Raw genomic sequence first — 19,034 nt, forward strand, 5'->3', positions numbered from 1 at the left:
CTTTCCTTTCTTTATGCCTGAAGTTTTATGGTTTCATCATACTATGAGCCCCTTTACGAAACCATGGAGAAACTTCAATTCTACATGTGTTTTTTAACAATGCAGCGATAGAACTACAGCTTGCAGCAGTGGTAACATGAGCAGTTATGGCGGATGCTGAAGCTTCTCCACCCACACCTATAACCTCTCTTGTTCTACTCTGTGCTAACTGACCATTCTTCCCTGACCGGTCTTCGATCCGTTTTTCACAACTACGTTCCCTTTTTCAGAATTCCGTTTACATTCAGCTTCAAAGCTGAGCCGTGACATGCCTATATCACTCAGACATACTTCGCTAATCTGGTATATACGTATTCGATCTCAGAAGCTGAGTTTGAGAGGACATCCGTTATCCTATTAAATAACCTAGCTGCATCCATGGAAGCGAAGGACAATAGCGGAAGTACTTGTTCCTTTATCAGCTGGAATGCACAAAAACAGAGAGATAAAGGAACAGCTAGTTCCTTTATCTCTCTGTTTTTGTGCATTACGCTCCTATTTTGCCCCTGATAGCGGAATTCCGACTTCCGCTATCTCCTCTAATTGGAGGCGATTGCGGAAATAACGGAAATCTCTGTTCCATTCAACCCCTTCAGGGCTCATAGCAACTTCAAAGCCATCCGTTTAACACTCCCCCTGATCACGGGGGACGTTACTAAGCTAAGCACTCATGTAAGTAAGGGAGCGTGCTCGCTTATTCTTCATTCCTTAGGATATCTCTTCGTTTTTGTATACGCCATGTAAGCAGTCTTCATTCCTGACTTTAATTTGCTTCCAATACAATTCTTTTCAAACACATCAACGAATCGCCTTCAATAGCCGTAGCCTTGAGCTTCAACAGATATTCTCCCGCATGAGGAATAGTAAAGCTACCAATATCAACAGTATCAAAGGCATACCAGTCGCCCGTAGAGCAAACTTGTCCTAGAATACGCGCTACACTCTCACCTGTGCTTTTAGAATAAACAGATAGCTCGTAGCAGCCTCCTGCTGCGTTCTTATCATCCGCCCCATATTCTAGAGCTACCTTCCAAATACCCCTACCATTGCTGCGGAATTTCCATGAAGCCTCATCGTCTAAGCTTCTCCAATTAATAAGGTTGTCACGGTCCTTTTTCCCTGTATCATAACGTAAGGTTGGACCTGCAATATCAGCGTCGAACGCACCGAATTTATTCGGATAGTCCTGCGTGTACAACAGAGAAACCGAGCTGGCATCGCAAGCGCCTTCAAACTCTACAGCAACCACAGGAATAGTCAAAGACATAAGCTCTTGCGGAACATCGATAACCATATCATCTTCGCTTAGACGATGTACCGGCAGGGCTCTGTGTTCTGTATCTGCAAGCGCGTAAGCTTTCAAAACAGCGTTGCGCAGACCGGGCACAACCAGTTTCCCGGACTTCGGCCATTCGAAGATGTGAAGGTACAAGGTATTGTCTTTTATCGTGCATCTTCCCCAAGGAGGCTTACCTATTGGACTTTTACGAGTACCGTATACAGCATCACTGTTGATCTGCATCCATGCTCCTATTTGCTCCAGCAATTCAATGGATTTGGGATCAAAGGCTCCATCCCCCGTCGGTCCAACATTAATGACAAAATTACCGTTAAGGCTGAGCACGTCAATCATTTGCCGCAGCACCACTTCAGCCGTCTTCCAATTATGGTCTGTAGCCTTGTAGCCCCAGGAATCATTGAAGGTGGCGATTGACTCCCAGTCCTCACGTGGAACCCGTACATGCGGCTGATTATCAGAAGAGTTGCCATAATCCCCATAGGGTTCAAGCCAAACACGTCGGTTAATCAAACAATTCGGTTGCACCTCGCGAACTTGTTCCACAAAAGCTGTACCCTGTTCAGCCGTTATCTTATGGCCGCAGTCAAACCAAACCAGACCTATATCCCCATATTTTTCCAATAACTCCTTCACCTGAGGAAGTGCAAGGGTGCTCAAATAATTTTCGTAACGGGTTCGTTTATCTTCATTGTTGATCCATGATTCCACATCGTCATAAGCACCTATGTTATCCGGGAAATCCCATGTGTTTCCTTGTGAGTCGGGATGATGCCAATCCATCGAATGGGAATAATAAATACACAGCTTCACACCTTCCTCACGACATGCTTCAGCCAGCTCTCGAAGCGGATCGCGACCAAATGGCGAACGCTGCACAATATTATAGTCCGACACATCCGAATCGTACATGGCGAAGCCATCATGATGCTTGGCTGTATAAATCAAATATTGGAGCCCCGCCTGCTTCGCCAACCGAGCCCATTGGCGAGCTTCAAAGCGTTCCGCCCGAAATTCGGAAGCAATTTCTTCATATTGCTGTACAGGAATTTTTGCCCGAAGCATCAAATGCTCCGCATAGGAGGCTTGTACCTCTTCCCCTTTCCAGAAACCGCCCTGAAGCGAATATAAGCCCCAATGAATAAACAATCCAACTCTGGCTTCTCTCCACCAAGCCATTCGGGCATCATGATCTGCTCTTATTGAGTGTGCAGGCACACCTTCCTGCTCGCTATGCCCTGCATTGTCCATTAGATCTTCTTGTTCCGGCATTTATTTTCCTCCCCCAGAGTTTTCGTAGATCAACCGCTTACCTCATCAACCTTCTTTACCTCGATGTGAAGCAGGCATGATCATAGTCAGTTTCGTTCCTTTGTCCACCTGGCTCTCGATCTGCAAGCCATATTGCTCACCGAACACCATCTGAATCCTCCTGTGAACGTTGACAATACCAATGCCGCCAATCCCTCGGGAAGAGCCGTTCTCCTTCTCCTTATCTGCGAGCTGATTGGTGCCGAGCTTCTCGCGCAGCTCCTCCAGCCTCGTCTCTTGGATGCCAAGACCATTGTCCTCGACGCTAATCCAGAATGTATCCTTGTCCTCGCCAGCATCGATTCGAATAAAATGATAATCCTCTACCCCGTCTGCAAAGGCATGCTGAAAAGCATTTTCAATCAACGGCTGCAGCGTCAGCCGGACCATATCATGAAGCAAATAATCGGGATGAATAGCAACGTCTACCTCAAATTCCCGCCCGATGCGATGCTTAAGCACCACCAGATAGAACATGACGTGCTTTAATTCATTAGCCACCGTTATTTGTTCCAAGTTGGTTTGTACGGAGTAACGCAGCATATACGCAAGAGCTTTGACGATTTCATAAATTTCCTTGGAATCCCTAATTACTGCATAACACACGATGGTTTCCAGTGTATTGTACAAAAAATGAGGATTGATCTGCAGCTGCAATGATTGCAGCTCTGCCTTTTGCCGCTCCATCTGGCTCTTCTGATCACTTAACTCGGCTTGGTAGACCTTATCTACCAGCTCCGAAAGCCGGGTCACCATGAGATTGTAGCGACTCATCAGTTCTGAGATCTCGTCTCGATATTCCGGTAGCGGAATGGTGATCCACTTCCCTTGCTCCGTCTGACGCATAGCTCCTTTCAAGATGCGTATAGGGCCAGTGATCGATCTTCCGAACCTGAAGGCTAACCATAGAGCAATACCAAGTGTTAAGCATCCGATGATGATCGTCGTTGTCCGGATGGTATCGCTCGGTTTGCGCAGCTCTTCTACCGACATGGATACTACTAGCCTCCAATTGCCATAATTAGAGCGGCGGCTCATAAACATCTGCTGCTTATTGTCAATAACACCTATAAACGCATTAGTGCCCGCCTCCAGCACCTGGCTTTGAATCTGGTCGGGTAAACTTGTGGCTATCCTGTTTTTATCTGGGTGGTACACATATTTTCCATTCTCATCGGCTATGAAGAAGTATCCATTTTCACCCAAATCAATGCCCTTCCACAGCTCCGAAAGCTCCGCCGCTCGCAATTCGACTGCAAGAATCCCTTTGGGCTCTGTAGAGGAAAGTCCACGTATCTGTCGAACAAGGGTTACCATCATATTCTGTTGTCCTGCCAGGATGCTGTGATTAAGTACACTCAAGCTTCCCTCAATATCCGTATTGGCTTTGTAGAAATCCAATTGTTGTTGAATTTGCAGCTTATTGAAAGATTCGCCGTTCGAATCATTATAAAAATACATGGCATTATTAGCAGCGCTAATCATAAAAATATCGGCAATCTCCGGATTACGGCCAAACGCAGGCTCAATTAGAAGCTCCTTAATGAGCTTACGCAGTTCGTAATAGGGATACCCTGTTTCTTCCTGGGGAAGATCAATGAAACGCTTAACATAGCTACTGTTCAATAACGACACCATGGATCGCTCGTAATTACGAATATATAGGTCTGTATGGTGAACTGCATTGCCTACCACCTGTGACAGCTGGTTCTCCACAATCTGGTCAAGCTCGCGGGATGAAGTCCAATATGAAAAAACACCAACGCTAGTCAAAGAAATCATAATGACAATCAAGTAGGAAAGAAACAGCTTCGGGTATAAATTAAGCTTTCTCATTTGATCCCCAACGAAGCCCGGTATTCTGAAGGTGAAATACCAAAGATTTTCTTAAATGTTTTCGTGAAATGCGGGTAATCATCATACCCTACCTCTGCCGCTATATCCACCGTACGCTTATGGGGAATGGACAGCAGTTCACGAGCCTTGTCCATTCTCTTATTAATCCGGTAACTTACGAACGTTTCGTTGCTCATTCTTTTGAACAATGTACTGAAATAATTCGGGGTAATACCTATCATATCCGCTACTTCCTTTAAGGAAATATCGACGGACAAATTATTGTCAATATAGGCCTTGGCTTCCTCCATCGGATCCTTAAAGTTGCCCCGCCGCACAGCCAAAATATCCGTCATAACCGTTTGCAGCCTTTCCTCGAATTCCTTTAAAAGATCGGCTTTGCTAGAAGAGCTGAAGGCTTCTGTTAAATCGGTGTTGAGCGGACGGTTCTTCTCCTGAAAGTGTTTTTGCAGCAGTACGGCTGCATCCTTCAGCTGATCCTTTAGCTGCGATGCGGATAAATGGGAGCAATGCTCTCTCCATTCAACCATAATCTTAGACATTTCATCCTCTTGAAGTGACCAAATACTATGTTCTATCCGTTCAACCCAATCCACATAACGGGATACCGGAATATAGCCCTCTGACTGGGATCTCATAATGATATCGAATACATCATGCAAATCCGGCGGTGTAACTGGTTTTAGCAAGTAGTGCTTGACTCCATACGACAGGCACTTTTGCGCATAATCAAAATCACTATACCCCGAAACAACAACCTTCAGAATGTGGGGATAGCTTTCATGTACTTTCCTGCAAAGCTCCAAGCCGTCCATTTTGGGCATGCGGATATCAGTCAGCAGCAGGTCTGGTTCAAACTGAATAATTCGCTCCAGCGCATCAACACCGTTTACTGCGGTTTCGATTTGTTGGAATTTATGGGTATAGCTTTGTGCCATCATCATCAAGCCGCTGCGAATTACCGGTTCATCATCTACTATTAACAATCTCATGTTGTTCCAGCCTCCACCCTTCACGTTTGTCATCGCTAGAATTATAGCCTATCCTTTCTAATTATACGCTCAAAAAAAGGATTTGTCCGCGCTTGCAGGAACAAATCCTTTTTCTATTTCTTTGAATTAATTTATGTTTTTAGTAACGATAGCTCCATTGCCTTTCTTATAACGCTCAGTAGCTTCTTTCAGGATATCGTTACCGCCTTTATTTTTGTATTCCTCAATGACTTTCGGCCAGTCTGAAATCGGTTCCTTGCCGTAGATCATTTTGACCATATGGTCGATGATCAATTTAGGTCCAACGTCATCACCTTGAGGTGCTACGTCAGGGTATTTCGAGTATGATTCAAGTGCCGGCACAAAACGGATGGAACCCAAACCTTCTTTGGAAACAACCGTATCAAAATACTTGATCATGTCGCGTCCGTCCGCTGTCATCTCTTCTTTGGCTTTGTTATAGACTGTATCGTGTACAAACCAGAACATACCACGGAATTGATCCTCTTCAATTGCCTCAGTTGCAGTTGGAGGCGTGAATTTAACTTTGCCATTATCCATGGTATAAGTCTCGCCTTCAATTCCGAAAGAGAAGTATTTCTCTGCTTCCGGTGTTAGCATCCATTCAAAAAATTGAATAATACGGATTGCTTTTTCCTTCGATACTTTATTATTAATGTAATAAGAAGTATTAATACTGGAGTAGAGCAAATGTCCGCCGAAATTTTCCGGTCCGCGAGGAGATGGAATAATCTCTATTTTCCCGTCTGGTACTAGGTTCTTCAATTTGCTTCTGTAACCGGACAAGCCCTGAGCATTGGCAGACCACATGCCTACCTTGCCTGCTTCAATATTTTTGTTGTAATCGGATGAGCTGATGGATGCAAAGTCTTTCGGGATCAAGCCTTCATCGAACATAGTCTTAAAGGTTTGAAGCGCTTTGGTCATATTCTCCACATCGAAGAATTTAGGGACTACTTGATCTCCTTTTACTTCAAACTGAGCAGGAAGTACATCATAGGCACCTAGGATAGTATCTGCATATTTGAAGTTTTCACGCATTTGGAAAGGGTTCTCAACCCCATTCGCTTTAAGTGCTCTCATCACGGTCATGAATTCATCCACTGTTTTCGGAGCAGGAAACCCTGTTTTCGCTAACAGATCCGTTCTAATGAAAGTCGCACGGCGTGAAGGATTGGAAAGCCATGATGGAATACCATAAATTTTCCCGTTAAAGCTTGTTTCCTGCCACGCTTCCTTTGGGACCGCTTTCATTATGTTTGGAGCATATTGCTTGAGCAAATCATCCAAAGGCATGAAAACGCCAGCTTCAACCGACCCGGACATCCCCTTGGTAGTAGCGCCGCCAACATTCTGAACTACATCAGGAATATCGTTGGATGCAAACATAAGAGACATTTTTTGGTCGAAATCTTTCAAAGGGATCATACGAAGATCAAGATCTACTTTAGAAAGCTCCTCAAGCTTATTCACCCATTTTTCCTTGTTAACATCTGCTGTTTTCTCAGCATATTTGAATCCGCTTGTACTCATTGACATGGAGAACTTTTGTACTTCGTCTTTTTTAGCTGCATCGCCAGACTTTTGACTCGATTCTCCACCGCAACCCGCTAAGGTGCCAGCTGTCAAAGTGAAGGCCAATGTGACAACCATCCCTTTTTTCATTAGTTTCTGCCCCATTCTTTATCGAAATTATCCGTTGTGTTGGATATATACACATCTTACTCTTCCTTTGTTAGATCAGGAATGTGTTTTTTAACAATGTTGTTGTGTTTGTATTAACACATTACCTCTATTACAATTCCATCATGTCCCCCCTTGTATGAAAACTTTCATAAAAAAATAAAAATAGCTCTTGTCATAACATCTTGACAAAAGCTATCTTCATTTGCAAGTTAATGATATAAATTGGAATTTCGCGATACGGCTTAACGCATGAAATTTCCACCGTTAATTTCAAATGTTTCCCCTGTAATAAACGAGCTGTAAGAAGATGCAAAATAAGCTACAATCCCGCTGATATCCTGAGGTACGCCACTGCGTCCGAGCGGAATGCCCGCAATGGATGCACGTTTGCCTTCTTCAGATGTAAAGGTAGCATGAAACTTCGTTTCTTCAATAAAGCCTGGTGCTACACAATTCACTCGAATGCCATTTGGCGCCAATTCTTTCGCCAGACTTTTGGTCAGCGTAAGAACAGCCCCTTTGGAAGCAGCATAAATGCCTGATCCCGGTCCGCCGCCATTGTGTGCTGCGAGTGAGCTCATATTGATAATAGAACCTGCTCCTCTTGCTTTCATACCAGGAATTGCGGCCTTCGTAACAAAAACAGTGGACAATACATTAACATCCATAATTTCTTTGTAAAGCTCATAGGTCATGTTTTCAATGCTACGTCTTTCCACCATGTTACCCGCATTATTTACGAGAATATCAAGACCGCTGCCAAATGCTTTCTCAGCTTCTGCTACTAATCTTTCAATTTGCTCTAAATCAGTCAAATCCGCTTGCACAACAGCTGCTTCCCCGCCTGCTTTGCGTATTTCATTAGCCGTTTCTTCAGCACCCTCACGATTTCCAAGATAATGAACCACAACCTTGGCACCGCAGCCGCCCAATTCTATAGCGATAGCTCGGCCAATCCCTCCTCCGGATCCAGTTACCAATGCTACTTTATTACTCAAATCAATTTTCATTTTAATTTCCCCTTCCGAATTATTCCGTTTTCATTCCAAATGGTACTCTTTACATCCCATATCGCTTTTGCAAGTAAGTTTTGTTATACTTAACTCCTACACTACCACATAAATCGAACATATTCAAACATAAATATACCTTTTCGAACCATTGAACTGAATTAGAAATCATACTATGGAGTTGATTGACCCTGTTATCTGACGTCCGACATACTAAAATTGTAGAATTTTTAAACAGCACCGGCTCTGTAAAAGTTTCTGAAATTAGCAAGTCTTTACAGGTTAGCGAAAAAACTATTCGTGAAGATTTGGAAAAGCTAGAGGAAAAAGGATTCTTGAAAAGGGTTCATGGAGGAGCCGTAGTCATCGAGCATTCTGAATCCATGCTGCCTATTCACAAAAGAAGAACTAGACAATATGGGGAAAAGGAACAGATTGCTGCTGCTGCCTACGAGCTGATAGAGGATGGACAAGTCGTATTGCTGGATGCAGGCTCCACTACTCTGGAGCTAGCCAAATTAATGCAGCACCGTTCGCTTACGGTGATTACGAATGATACCAACATCGCAACGGCTCTCGCAGACAGCAATGACATCGAGCTGTGTATCCTCGGAGGCTACCGCAGAAAAAGCACCTATACGATCATCGGCCCCAGCGCTCTGAGCATGATGAGTGAGCTTAATGTGGATATCGCGTTTTTGGGATGCTCGGGTGTTGATCTGGAGAGAGGCTTATCGATTTTTCATCGGGAGGAAGCGGAGCTGAAGAAGCGGATGATTAAGTCATCACATAAAAAGGTTTTACTTGCCGACCATACCAAATTCGGCCGAACAGCTCTTATCTCGTTTGCCGAGTTAACTGAAATGGATACATTGATAACCAATCATCAAACAGATCAAACCATCATTCAGCATATTGAACAACTCGGAGTCGAGGTTATCACAGGACAAGAGGGTTCAGGACTGTCATAGGTCACTGACCTATGACATTTGAAAAGCAAATAGGCGAGAAGAATTTCTTCTCGCTGCTCTTCTCGCCGTCTATCGGTAATTAACTCTTTACCTACACTATTAAATCAAATCTTTTTTATATACAGCCGGAACCCCGGCATATAAAACTCCCCCAGGGACATCGTCTTTTACAAATGCACCTCCGCCTATCATCGACCAAGGACCTATTGTAATTTTTTCACCCAGAGCTGATCCAGTCCCGATAAAAACACCTTCCTCCACGGTGACATTTCCACTTATATTAACTCCGGGAGATAGGGTGACGTAGTCGGAGATTCTGACATCATGGGCTAAGGTCACACTGCTGTTAACGATAACAAAATGACCAATGTGAACATTGATCGTTATGATGGTACCTGCACATATTATGGACCCGATTCCCAAATTTATTTTTCTGGAGAGTTGTACCGCGGGATGCACAAGGGTTTCTGCTAACGAAAATCCGTAATCTCTAGTTTTCTGAACAAGCCTTTTCTTTAATTGGGGACTCCCGACACCCGCACAAACTACCTTTAATTGATCTTGTAGATGCATAATATCCGGCAAGTCACCAAGCACTGGCGTCTCATCCACCATCTGTCCGCGCATTTCCGGTCGCTCATCGAGAAAACCTACCACTTCATACCCCAATTGCTCACACAGATGATTAACCTCCCTGCCCATCCCACCGCAGCCCCATATGACAAGTTTGCTATCCTTCATGTGAAAGTCCCTGTAAAATAGTTTCCACATTGCCTTGGTTCATATCTTCCCACAAAGGTAAATTGATGATTCGCCTTCCAATTTGTTCCGTAATATGAAGAAGTGTTCGAGGATAGGACTGAAAAAGAGCTTGCTGATGGCAGGACGGGGAAAAATAAGTACGGGTTTGAATTCCACTTGAGGCTAGCCTTTCTACGAAGTGGGTATTCCTGTATGTTTCAGGACATAGTAAAGAAAGGAACGAATAGGCAACGCTTCCCTTTACTTCTTGGTGCTGCCAGCCTTGCTCCATCAGCCCTAACTGCTCAAGCCCCTCCATATACCAGCCAAAAACCTGTTCACGCTTGAGCTTCTTCTGTTCAAATACTTCGAGTGTAGCGAGCCCGATGGCCGCAGCGTATTCAGATAATTTACCGTTGATCCCCATTTGTTTAGATTCTCGATCTTCATTAAATCCAAAGTTTGAAGCTTGTCGCACCTTGTTGATCATCTCTTTGTCACTGCTGTATATAAGTCCGCCTTCCCCAATCCCAAAGCCCTTCGTTGCATGAAAGCTATAGACAACAGCACCTGTAAAGCCTTGGCCAAAATGGGTAGTCAGCTTCGAACCCATGCTTGCCGCCGCGTCGATAACTACGGGGATGCCACGATCTTGCAGCGCTTCATAGGAAGTGGTATCCAGGTTGGTTCCAAATGTGGCGTATGGAATGACGACTGCAACTTCATCTCCCAATCGGTTGATTTCTTTCTCAAGCAGCTCCTCGTTCATGCACCAATCCTTTTCACATACATCTATAAAATAGGGCTCCAAGCCACACCACATTGCTGCCAAAGGAGTTGCTGCGAAAGTGAAGCTGGGCATTAAAGCATATTTACCTCGGCGTTTTAATTGAGAAATTGACAATATAAGTCCTGTAGTTGCGTTATTGACAGTTACAGCGCTGCCTTGACCATTAAACAATTCACGAATTAGACGCTGTTCAAATAAAGTATTCAATGCACCGTAATTGCTATAGGATCTCGAATCATCAATCTGTTTCAAATAGTCCATATAATCTTCTTTTACAACTAGCTTTGGCTTAAGAAAGGGGATGTCAAACATTACTGTTCCCACCTTCTTTATAATGTTTGGTCAAAGATTCCGGATGTCTCGCTGATAAAACACCTAACGCTACCATCCTTCGAATTCGATTCCAATCTCCAGGCTCACTCCACAAATAACAGGTAGGATCCCAATGAACATGCTTAAAGCATTTATGATAAAAAATGGCAGAGGTCGTTACTCTGTTGCACTCCAGCGCTTCCGCATAGTTAGTGTTCCAATGACCTGGATAAACCTCGCACAAAAACGGATGAAAAATAAAATCAGCTCTCGTTTTTTTAGCAAAGTCCACCAGCTTCTCAATACGGTCTAACACAAACTCATCATCATCGTCCAGATGTGTAATGAAGTCGCCAGAAGCCATATCTAATGCCCGATTAGATGGAATACTTCCGGCAACCAACCACCTCTGATGAGGTTCGGACGGATACTGTCCTCGCTGCGGCAAATTCTCAAAACGAATTCTAGGGTCAGCTAATCCTGTAACGAGCTGTTCCGTATTATCTGTACAATGATCTCCCACTACTATAATTTCAAGATTTTTATAGGTTTGATTGATAATGGATTGTAACGAGCGGTTCACAAGTAAGGAAGACCGATTATAGGTTGGAACACAAACGGTGACCAACGGGTTTTCCTTTTCATAAACCTCTGTATACCAATCCGACGATTTCAATGCTGCCATATTGTGTTGATCATCCACAACTGTCACTCTCCCATGGGCTAGCTGAATAATTGCCTATAGTCTAAACTGTAATAATTTTACATGGAATCAGTATATGAATAAAAAAACTAGTGGACTCAGCAGGTGACTATGGATTTAAAAAAACGTCCGTATCGATGCCTCGCAACCGTTTCAAACGTTACTACGAACGATGACAAGTTTATAGTAAACTAATGAGGATAGACGACCTGCGCACGCAAAAAAAAACGAGTCCTGCCTGCCCACACTTGAGCATTAACAGCAACTCGGATTTTTTGTTTTCAATATATATATATATGAATCCAATTAAGATGCGCTCGCCATTCCCCCACTTTCAACTCGTCCAGTTTGCGTTCGTGCCTGTAATAACATTAAGCAGCCAAAAGCAGAAAAAATCAGGTGAGTAAAGGCAGCAACTATCTAAAGCCTGCGATGTTACAGTTTTTACGAGTCTGTTTTTATCCGTGTATAAGTTTCCTGCGATAATGCATCCTTTCAACTCCCACCCTTCACTTCAGGCATGCATTCGTCAAAATTCCTGCACAATTGTATCCTTTTTCTCAAGATGGTCAATTTTGATTGAAAAAGCTGCACTTTCGCAGTTTTGAAACCCGCCCACAACTTCCAGAGTCATCTCATCGTCTAAATCTTCACAAATTGGACAATTCCCCTATACAAGAACATCTATCCCGGTTTTACAAAAACGAAATTTATTGTGACCGGATGTTCCGGTGCTTATAAATGTAATCCAATTGGCGGGCGTGGTTATTACGATGCTACCTTAACTATCGGCAATAATCAATTCACTGTCAGGGCAAATGCTATCCATCAATGACATTTAGTAAAATCAAAGCAGTGGTATCCTCTTTGTAAACGCCTTAAACCAAGCGCCTTAGGGACAACTCCCTAGCGCTTCTATTGAATAATGCAGTAGATTTACATGAGCTACTTATCTTTAGTAACAGCTGTTATTCAGCTTTTACAAGAATTTTCACCTGATTTTTTTCTTTCAAGAGAGCTTCAAAGCCTTCTTCAACAGCTTCATCAAGCTTAATCCGTTTCGTTACAAGCTTCTCAGCCGAGAAGTAGCCTTGAGCCATCAAGCTAATAACAGCAGGGAATACGTTGCGATAACCGATTATCCCTTTAACACTTCGTTCCATCATAACGATGTTATTAGGTTTAATAGGCGCTTCTTTCTCGAAAATGCTTACTATCATCAATTCGCCGCCAACTTTCGTCGAGTTAAGGGCCTGTGTAAGAACAGGAGGAACACCAGTAACCTCATAAGCGACATCTGCACCGCCATTCGTGCGTTTATGGATTTCTTCTACAACATCATATTGTTTCGGATCAATTACGATAGCACCAAGTTCAGTCGCTTTTTGCTTCCGTTCAGCAGACAGCTCAACCGCATAGATCTCTGAAGCGCCCGAGGCTTTCAATGCTTCAATAACGAGCAAGCCGATTGGACCTGCACCGAATACTACAGCTTTATCGCCAACTTTGAGTTTACTTTGACGAACCGCGTGAAGCGCAACTGCGGAAGGTTCCACAAGTGCACCTTGCTCATAGGAGACGGTATCCGGGATTTTGTGAACCATGTATTCTTCTGCCGCCACATATTCGGAGAAACCGCCGCCGCCGCCCGCAAGACCAAGGAAGCCCATTGTGGAGCATAGGTTATAATAACCCGATTTACATGCATCACATTTACCGCATGAATAGATCGGCTCTACAACGACACGATCACCAACATTTACTTTGACACCCTCACCAACCTCTACGACTTTACCGGAAAATTCATGCCCCATCACGATAGGCGCTTTTTCTCCAGTGATTGGATGTGGTAACGCCTCTGGAATAAAGATTGGGCCTGCTGTATATTCATGCAAGTCGCTGCCGCAAATTCCGCACCATTCGACTTTGATTTTCACTTTACCTGGTTGAGCGGTTGGTTCTTCAATGTTATCTAAACGCAAATCTTTAAGGCCATGCCATCTTAAAGCTTTCATATGTTTCATCCCCTATAAATGTAGAATTACGAATATGACTTTATTAATTACGGAAATATTTAATTATTTTCGGAAACGTTTCCGATACCTACTATGTCACATCACTGATATATTGTCAATGTTTACAACCTATTTTCAAGACTGTATTCGTCATTTAAGTCAGTTATGTTATAATTAAAAGGTATAATATATAAACAATTATGGAAACAATTTCATATCGAATAGGAAGTGCTGGGATTTGGGTACTCATAAAGTTACAATAGAGGATGTAGCAGCACGGGCGGGTGTTGGGATAGCAACCGTTTCTAGAGCCATTAATAATATGGACGGTATTAGTCCGAAAACAAAGGAAAAAGTGCTGAACGCAGTCGAGGAACTTGGATTTATTCCAAATTCATTTGCACAAAACTTGAAGTTTCGTCAAACCAAACAGATTGCTTTGGCTGTACCTGATATTCGCAATGCTTTTATACCGGAAATAGCCTATTCCGTCGAACAAGCGGCGAAGCATTATGGCTATCGTGTTGTTCAGATTAATACATTAGGGAATATAAGATCAGAGTTAGAACTGCTGCGTGATATGAAGAAACTTCATGTGGATGGGTTAATTATTTTACCGCTTGCTTACCCCAAAACATTCAAAGATCTCATCAATAAAGCCAGTCTTCCAATCTCCATCATCAACTACGGAAAAACATTGGATACAGATGTGAAGGCGGATATTGTAAGTCTCTCCACTCCTGAGGGTAAGCTAGTCATGGAGCATTTAATTAGTATAGGAAGAACCAGAATTGGTTACGCAGGTGCTCCAAAAGAAATCATTGAGGAAAGATTTTTTGCTTATGAAGATGCTCTAGATCAGATGGATCGATCATTAGTCTATTTCGGTGATGATTTCTCACTGCAGACAGGAGCTAAAGCAGCCGATTATTTTGTCAATCTGACTCATATGCCTGATGCGATTTATGCAGGAAATGATATGGTCGCAATCGGGCTGCTGAATCGCTTCAAAGAATTGGGTGTTCGTGTACCAGAGGATATTGCTATCGTTGGAGTCGATAATAATTTATTGTGTAAGATCACTACACCTAAGATCAGCTCAGTCTCAATTATGGGGGCGGAAGTAGCCAAGGTTGCGACGGAGCTTCTGCTGCAGCGTATACATGAGCAGAAGAAAGGTCTTTATGAGCGGGTGCAGTTCGATCCAAGGCTGATCGTTAGAGAATCTAGCTTAGCGCGGACTCGCAGCACTCAGCAAATTGAATAGAACGAAATGAAGGTCATTGAAGGAGCAGAGCTTGGATAATCGCGGCCTGACATACATAAGATCGGAGAACGTTTGGGGCTGCAGGAGGACGTGAAGGACGTGACTACAAAACGTTTGTATCTGGTCATCACAAAGACCATATAGAAATAGGCTTCTCAATAAGTTCGATTATCCGAACTCATGAGAAGCCTATTTTTCGATGGGATCGAATGGGAGTTCCTTCGAAGGACACCCACCCTTGATATATAAAGACTGAAACCCTTATTACATCATGTCGCTCATTTTTTATCGTGCTCGTATGTTGATCATTGCTTATTGTTTAGTTTAATCTTAATCCTTTAATGTTGCTAATAAACGTCTCGCATCACCGTACGGCGTGCTAACGACTTCGTAAACCTTTGTCGAAACTGGCGATTCTAAGGTATCTCCCGCATTGTCGAACATGACGGACTGGTTGCCGCTCATTAGACGGTTTTCCCCACCTAGTGAATACGTTTTGGAACCTAAAAGTTTACCGTCTGGACCTTCTAGTTGGAATAGTAATTTGGGATTGGACGGATCAGCTAATACAGCATCCGTTGTTTTAATGTCTAGCCCCATCTCCAGCTTGTAGCTATACCCATAGGAGTTGGTTACCCCATTTTTTGCAGCATAATTGGTAATATTAAAGTTATCCATTGTCAGCTCGTACGGATAGAACGAGTATACTTTACCTATCTGATTCAACGTTTTCATGGTTACATTGACTTGGGCAATCGGCATTTTGTAGGTTGGCTGTGTTTGTGCTTGTTCAGCTTGCTGACCCGCTGCTTGCCCTTGTTGAACCTGTTGGCCTTGCTGTTCCATTAAACGGAGTGTATATTGATTAGCTTCCTCCGATTTAGGAACGATGAACGTGTACGTACCCACTGCACCTATTCCAGGAAGAACGTCTTTTACAGTACTGGCGATGCCCGTTCCATCATAGGAAGTCCCGTTAGGGGAGACGATTTCTGCACCTACCTGCGGCACAGGAATTGTGTTGTCGCTTTTGTTGGTAAATTTGATCTTGGCAACAGCTGTTTTATAGCTTTGTCCATCATTTTCAAACCAATCTAGATCCTGAAGCGCTACCTCCATTTGTGGATTTACTGTTTTACTTAATGCATCTATTGCGATAGGCTTGCCCATTTCATATTGCGGTAAGCCAGCTCCGGACTGTACCGGACTAGGAAGATTAACTCCAAGTCTGCCTGTGTAGAACTGGATTGGAGCATTCATCCCTTGCTTTAAAAAAGAATGGGTTGAAAGGACATAAAAGGCGGACAATTGAGCATCCGGTTCTGCCGCAATGGCATAATTGATATATTTTTGCTCACCAGGATTCAGAGTAGGAGCGGACTGCTCGATTCTTTTCCCGATAAATGAACGCCCTTCAGCTTTCCCGCTCAAAGTAAAATCAGGAACGGTAGTTGCGTAGTTCTCTGTATTTTTCACTCTAAGCTGTATATTATAGGTCGGAGCTTGCCCGGTAAATTGTTTGGTTACATTGGATGCTGTATATTGCAACGCGGAAGTCTCTCCTGGAATCGTGAAGGCAGCTCCCCAAGCCCCCATTAAAGACGGGTCTTGGATGGAAGCACTGGCTCCATGCCACACGATCGAATCAATTGGAGCATCCGCTAGTATCGTCTCCTGCTTAGGATACACTTCATCATCGACATCAACCCATAGCAGATTGGTCAATTGGAAGTCCGTATTTTTATCAACCTCCGTCATATAGCTTAATTCCACTTTACTTTGGGGAGCTATGGAAACGGGCTTGTCCGAGCTTGCCTTCAGCGTGTAAACTGTTCCGTCCGATGCTTTTAGCCGAAGCTCATAATCAGGTATACGCACTGTTGAACTTGAAGTATTGGTTAATTTAATAGATGCCCCCAATTGCCAACCGCTGGATGTTTTCTCCTGCAAGATGCCCTTTACTTGTGCCTGAGTGTTAGCTGTCAAAGCATAGCTGGGCATATCGACTGCCAATAGTTGTCCTTCGCCAGGTAAGCTGCCGACTGCTTCTTCCTCATTTTTATTATCCCCGGATACCGGAACGTATTGCTGCTTTGCTTCATAAGAAGATGTAACCAGCAGTTCTCGGGTTGCTGCCGAGGTGCCTCCAAACGTACCGTCAACAGCATCTTCCATTAGCTTTAATTGAATAGCCAGAGCGGCATATCCTTTCGCCCAATCAGAAACAGAATTGTCACTTACGCCCTGAATGGCCTTAGCTTCAGCTTCCTTATTCAAACCACGGATTAAGAAAGCAGCAAGCTGCTCTTTAGTTACTTCACCTGCAGGATAGTATAAATTAGCTGCGAACCCATCCGTTAGATTGGCTTTTTTGAGTGCTTCAATGTAGGGAAGTGCATACCCGTTTGCAGGATCGTCCGCAAGCACGTCGCTGAAGCTGGACATTTGCAACGATGGATCCACAGGTAAACCGAAGATCAGCGCTGCAGCCTTGGCGAATTGAGCCCGGTTCATTTTATCCTTCAAACCAAAAGTGCTGTCACCAACTCCATCGAATATGCCGGCTGAAATCAACGCATCAAATTTGATTTTCGAAGCGGCGTCCAAATTTTGCAAATCTGTGAAATCAGCGGAAGACTTAGCTATATTAGCGCCAAAAGCGATAGATGAAAACATGGAGAACGCTATAGACGCAGATAGTATAATAGATAGACTCTTTTTCATTATAGAATTCCTCCCAAATATTTAGTCATACTAGGGTTATTTCGCCACTTGCACTTTTTGTCCATCCTTCAGCTGATGCTGACCAGAGACTACGACCTGCTCGTCCGCTTTAACACCCTCCAAGATTTCCTGATTCGCTTCTTTAACCCGTCCCAGCTTAACTTTACGCTTCTCTACGGTATCGGCTTTTAGAATATACACGAAGGCATCACTGCCTTCCCTTACGATGCTCAGGCTTGGAACTGCAAGTGCCATCTCTTCTGCCTCGCTAGTCAGTTGAAGCTGCACACGGGAACCTGGCTTGATAGAAGCATCTGTATTGGTTACCTCTAGTTCAATTGGGTACATCTTCGTCTGAGCATTCATCATATCCGCGAAATAGGTTACCTGAGCCTTCTGCTTCTGAGAAGGATTACTTGCAGAGTAGAAAACCAGTTCCGGCTTGTTTCTTGCCAGCTTAGCGGCTGACTCTGTCAGCTCCGCTTTTATTTTAAGCTTATCGGTCTGTTGAACCTGGCCCACCTTACTGCTGCGTGAAATAGTCATTCCGACTTCTGCTGTCAATTCAGAGAGTACGCCGTCAATTGTCGATTTTACCGCATAATTATCAAGCGTATTTCCTGCATCCTGCAGAGCTAGTCGAGCTGATTCTACTTGTGATTGCGGTCCGGATAGCGAGTTGGTACTTTCCAGTGAATTCAATTTATCCTGCAACAGCACTAAATCTCTGCTCGCGTTATTGAACTGAGTTTCTGCCTGCTCCAGCTGTTTTTTCGTTGCAAGACCTGCATCATAATCATTATGCATTTTGTTATAATCCTTCTGTGCATTTTCGAGCTGGGTTTGTGATTTCGCAACTGAATTTTGCAGCTCTGTCTTGCTGTTGCTCAAATCCTCGGCTGATTTCGCAAGCGCCTGCTGTGCGCTGTTTAACGAGGATTGGCTCTTTTCCATTTGCAGTGCAATATCCTTGGTATCAATACGAAGAATGACGTCTCCCTTTTGTACCAGGTCGCCTTTCTTTTTCACAACCTCTACCACTTGACCGTCAGCCTTAGGCATAACATCTACCTGATTCACGGCCAACACATCAGCCACTTGCTCTCTTGGGTTTCCCATACTCTGCGAGCTAATCTTAGCTACCTTGATTGGTTTATTCTGCAGCTGTTCAGCGGCCGACTGCCCCGCTCCAGGCGCTGCTGAACATCCTACGGCCACAGCCGCAATGACAATAAGAAGGCCCGCTGTCCGTGCACCACGCAGAAATTTATCGTTTTTACTTTTACTGTTCTTCATCA

13 protein-coding genes are annotated in these 19,034 nt (G+C 43.8%); 2 read left to right on the forward strand and 11 right to left on the reverse strand.

Annotated elements, in window-relative coordinates:
* Window positions 1-802 precede the first annotated feature (802 nt).
* From GC093_RS29265 to GC093_RS29285, 5 genes are all read right to left on the reverse strand, one after another.
* Complete coding sequence (locus GC093_RS29265) at window positions 803-2,608, reverse strand: alpha-L-fucosidase (protein WP_171655475.1); 1,806 nt, start codon at window positions 2,606-2,608, stop codon at window positions 803-805.
* Window positions 2,609-2,653: 45 nt separating this feature from the next.
* Window positions 2,654-4,483: a cache domain-containing sensor histidine kinase gene (locus GC093_RS29270; RefSeq protein WP_171655476.1), complete on the reverse strand. Its 1,830-nt coding sequence runs from the start codon at window positions 4,481-4,483 to the stop codon at window positions 2,654-2,656.
* Window positions 4,480-5,529, reverse strand: a complete 1,050-nt coding sequence (locus GC093_RS29275) for a response regulator (protein ID WP_246315618.1) — start codon at window positions 5,527-5,529, stop codon at window positions 4,480-4,482. The genes GC093_RS29270 and GC093_RS29275 overlap by 4 nt, the downstream gene beginning before the upstream one ends.
* Window positions 5,530-5,622: 93 nt before the next feature.
* Complete coding sequence (locus tag GC093_RS29280) at window positions 5,623-7,182, reverse strand: type 2 periplasmic-binding domain-containing protein (protein WP_171655478.1); 1,560 nt, start codon at window positions 7,180-7,182, stop codon at window positions 5,623-5,625.
* Between the two features lie 263 nt (window positions 7,183-7,445).
* On the reverse strand, window positions 7,446-8,213 hold the full coding sequence (locus GC093_RS29285; RefSeq protein ID WP_171655479.1) for an SDR family NAD(P)-dependent oxidoreductase: 768 nt from the start codon (window positions 8,211-8,213) through the stop codon (window positions 7,446-7,448).
* Window positions 8,214-8,398: 185 nt separating this feature from the next.
* Here GC093_RS29285 and GC093_RS29290 point away from each other — a divergent pair, with 185 nt between their 5' ends.
* A complete protein-coding gene (locus GC093_RS29290) occupies window positions 8,399-9,184 on the forward strand; it encodes a DeoR/GlpR family DNA-binding transcription regulator (RefSeq protein ID WP_171655480.1) in 786 nt (261 codons plus the stop codon).
* A gap of 99 nt (window positions 9,185-9,283) precedes the next feature.
* Here the strand turns inward: GC093_RS29290 and GC093_RS29295 are convergent, their stop codons facing one another.
* From GC093_RS29295 to GC093_RS29310, 4 genes are all read right to left on the reverse strand, one after another.
* Window positions 9,284-9,925, reverse strand: coding sequence for an acetyltransferase (locus GC093_RS29295; protein ID WP_171655481.1), 642 nt, complete (start codon window positions 9,923-9,925; stop codon window positions 9,284-9,286).
* Complete coding sequence (locus tag GC093_RS29300; protein WP_171655482.1) at window positions 9,915-11,027, reverse strand: DegT/DnrJ/EryC1/StrS family aminotransferase; 1,113 nt, start codon at window positions 11,025-11,027, stop codon at window positions 9,915-9,917. The genes GC093_RS29295 and GC093_RS29300 overlap by 11 nt, the downstream gene beginning before the upstream one ends.
* Window positions 11,020-11,730 carry a glycosyltransferase family 2 protein gene (locus GC093_RS29305; protein WP_312886631.1) on the reverse strand — a complete coding sequence of 237 codons (711 nt, stop codon included), beginning with the start codon at window positions 11,728-11,730 and terminating at the stop codon, window positions 11,020-11,022. The genes GC093_RS29300 and GC093_RS29305 overlap by 8 nt, the downstream gene beginning before the upstream one ends.
* A gap of 968 nt (window positions 11,731-12,698) precedes the next feature.
* Window positions 12,699-13,745 (reverse strand): 2,3-butanediol dehydrogenase, encoded by a 1,047-nt coding sequence (locus tag GC093_RS29310; RefSeq protein ID WP_171655483.1) that lies wholly within the window; start codon window positions 13,743-13,745, stop codon window positions 12,699-12,701.
* A gap of 238 nt (window positions 13,746-13,983) precedes the next feature.
* Between GC093_RS29310 and GC093_RS29315 the strand changes: the two genes are divergently transcribed.
* A complete protein-coding gene (locus GC093_RS29315) occupies window positions 13,984-15,012 on the forward strand; it encodes a LacI family DNA-binding transcriptional regulator (protein WP_171655484.1) in 1,029 nt (342 codons plus the stop codon).
* A gap of 330 nt (window positions 15,013-15,342) precedes the next feature.
* On the opposite strand, the gene GC093_RS29320 is transcribed toward GC093_RS29315, so the two are convergent.
* Together GC093_RS29320 and GC093_RS29325 are read right to left on the reverse strand one after the other, a co-directional pair.
* Complete coding sequence (locus GC093_RS29320) at window positions 15,343-17,736, reverse strand: S-layer homology domain-containing protein (RefSeq protein ID WP_171655485.1); 2,394 nt, start codon at window positions 17,734-17,736, stop codon at window positions 15,343-15,345.
* Between the two features lie 36 nt (window positions 17,737-17,772).
* Window positions 17,773-19,032: an efflux RND transporter periplasmic adaptor subunit gene (locus GC093_RS29325; protein ID WP_171655486.1), complete on the reverse strand. Its 1,260-nt coding sequence runs from the start codon at window positions 19,030-19,032 to the stop codon at window positions 17,773-17,775.
* Window positions 19,033-19,034: the final 2 nt, after the last annotated feature.

This window comes from Paenibacillus foliorum, assembly GCF_013141765.1.
GTDB lineage: Bacteria > Bacillota > Bacilli > Paenibacillales > NBRC-103111 > Paenibacillus_S > Paenibacillus_S foliorum.

Coding starts and splice junctions, on each gene's coding strand:
- GC093_RS29295 (WP_171655481.1), bottom strand. CDS start 9,925: ATGAAGGATAGCAAACTTGTCATATGGGGCTGCGGTGGGATGGGCAGG.
- GC093_RS29325 (WP_171655486.1), bottom strand. CDS start 19,032: ATGAAGAACAGTAAAAGTAAAAACGATAAATTTCTGCGTGGTGCACGG.
- GC093_RS29285 (WP_171655479.1), bottom strand. CDS start 8,213: ATGAAAATTGATTTGAGTAATAAAGTAGCATTGGTAACTGGATCCGGA.
- GC093_RS29310 (WP_171655483.1), bottom strand. CDS start 13,745: ATGAAAGCTTTAAGATGGCATGGCCTTAAAGATTTGCGTTTAGATAAC.
- GC093_RS29270 (WP_171655476.1), bottom strand. CDS start 4,483: ATGAGAAAGCTTAATTTATACCCGAAGCTGTTTCTTTCCTACTTGATT.
- GC093_RS29320 (WP_171655485.1), bottom strand. CDS start 17,736: ATGAAAAAGAGTCTATCTATTATACTATCTGCGTCTATAGCGTTCTCC.
- GC093_RS29265 (WP_171655475.1), bottom strand. CDS start 2,608: ATGCCGGAACAAGAAGATCTAATGGACAATGCAGGGCATAGCGAGCAG.
- GC093_RS29300 (WP_171655482.1), bottom strand. CDS start 11,027: ATGTTTGACATCCCCTTTCTTAAGCCAAAGCTAGTTGTAAAAGAAGAT.
- GC093_RS29275 (WP_246315618.1), bottom strand. CDS start 5,529: ATGACAAACGTGAAGGGTGGAGGCTGGAACAACATGAGATTGTTAATA.
- GC093_RS29280 (WP_171655478.1), bottom strand. CDS start 7,182: ATGAAAAAAGGGATGGTTGTCACATTGGCCTTCACTTTGACAGCTGGC.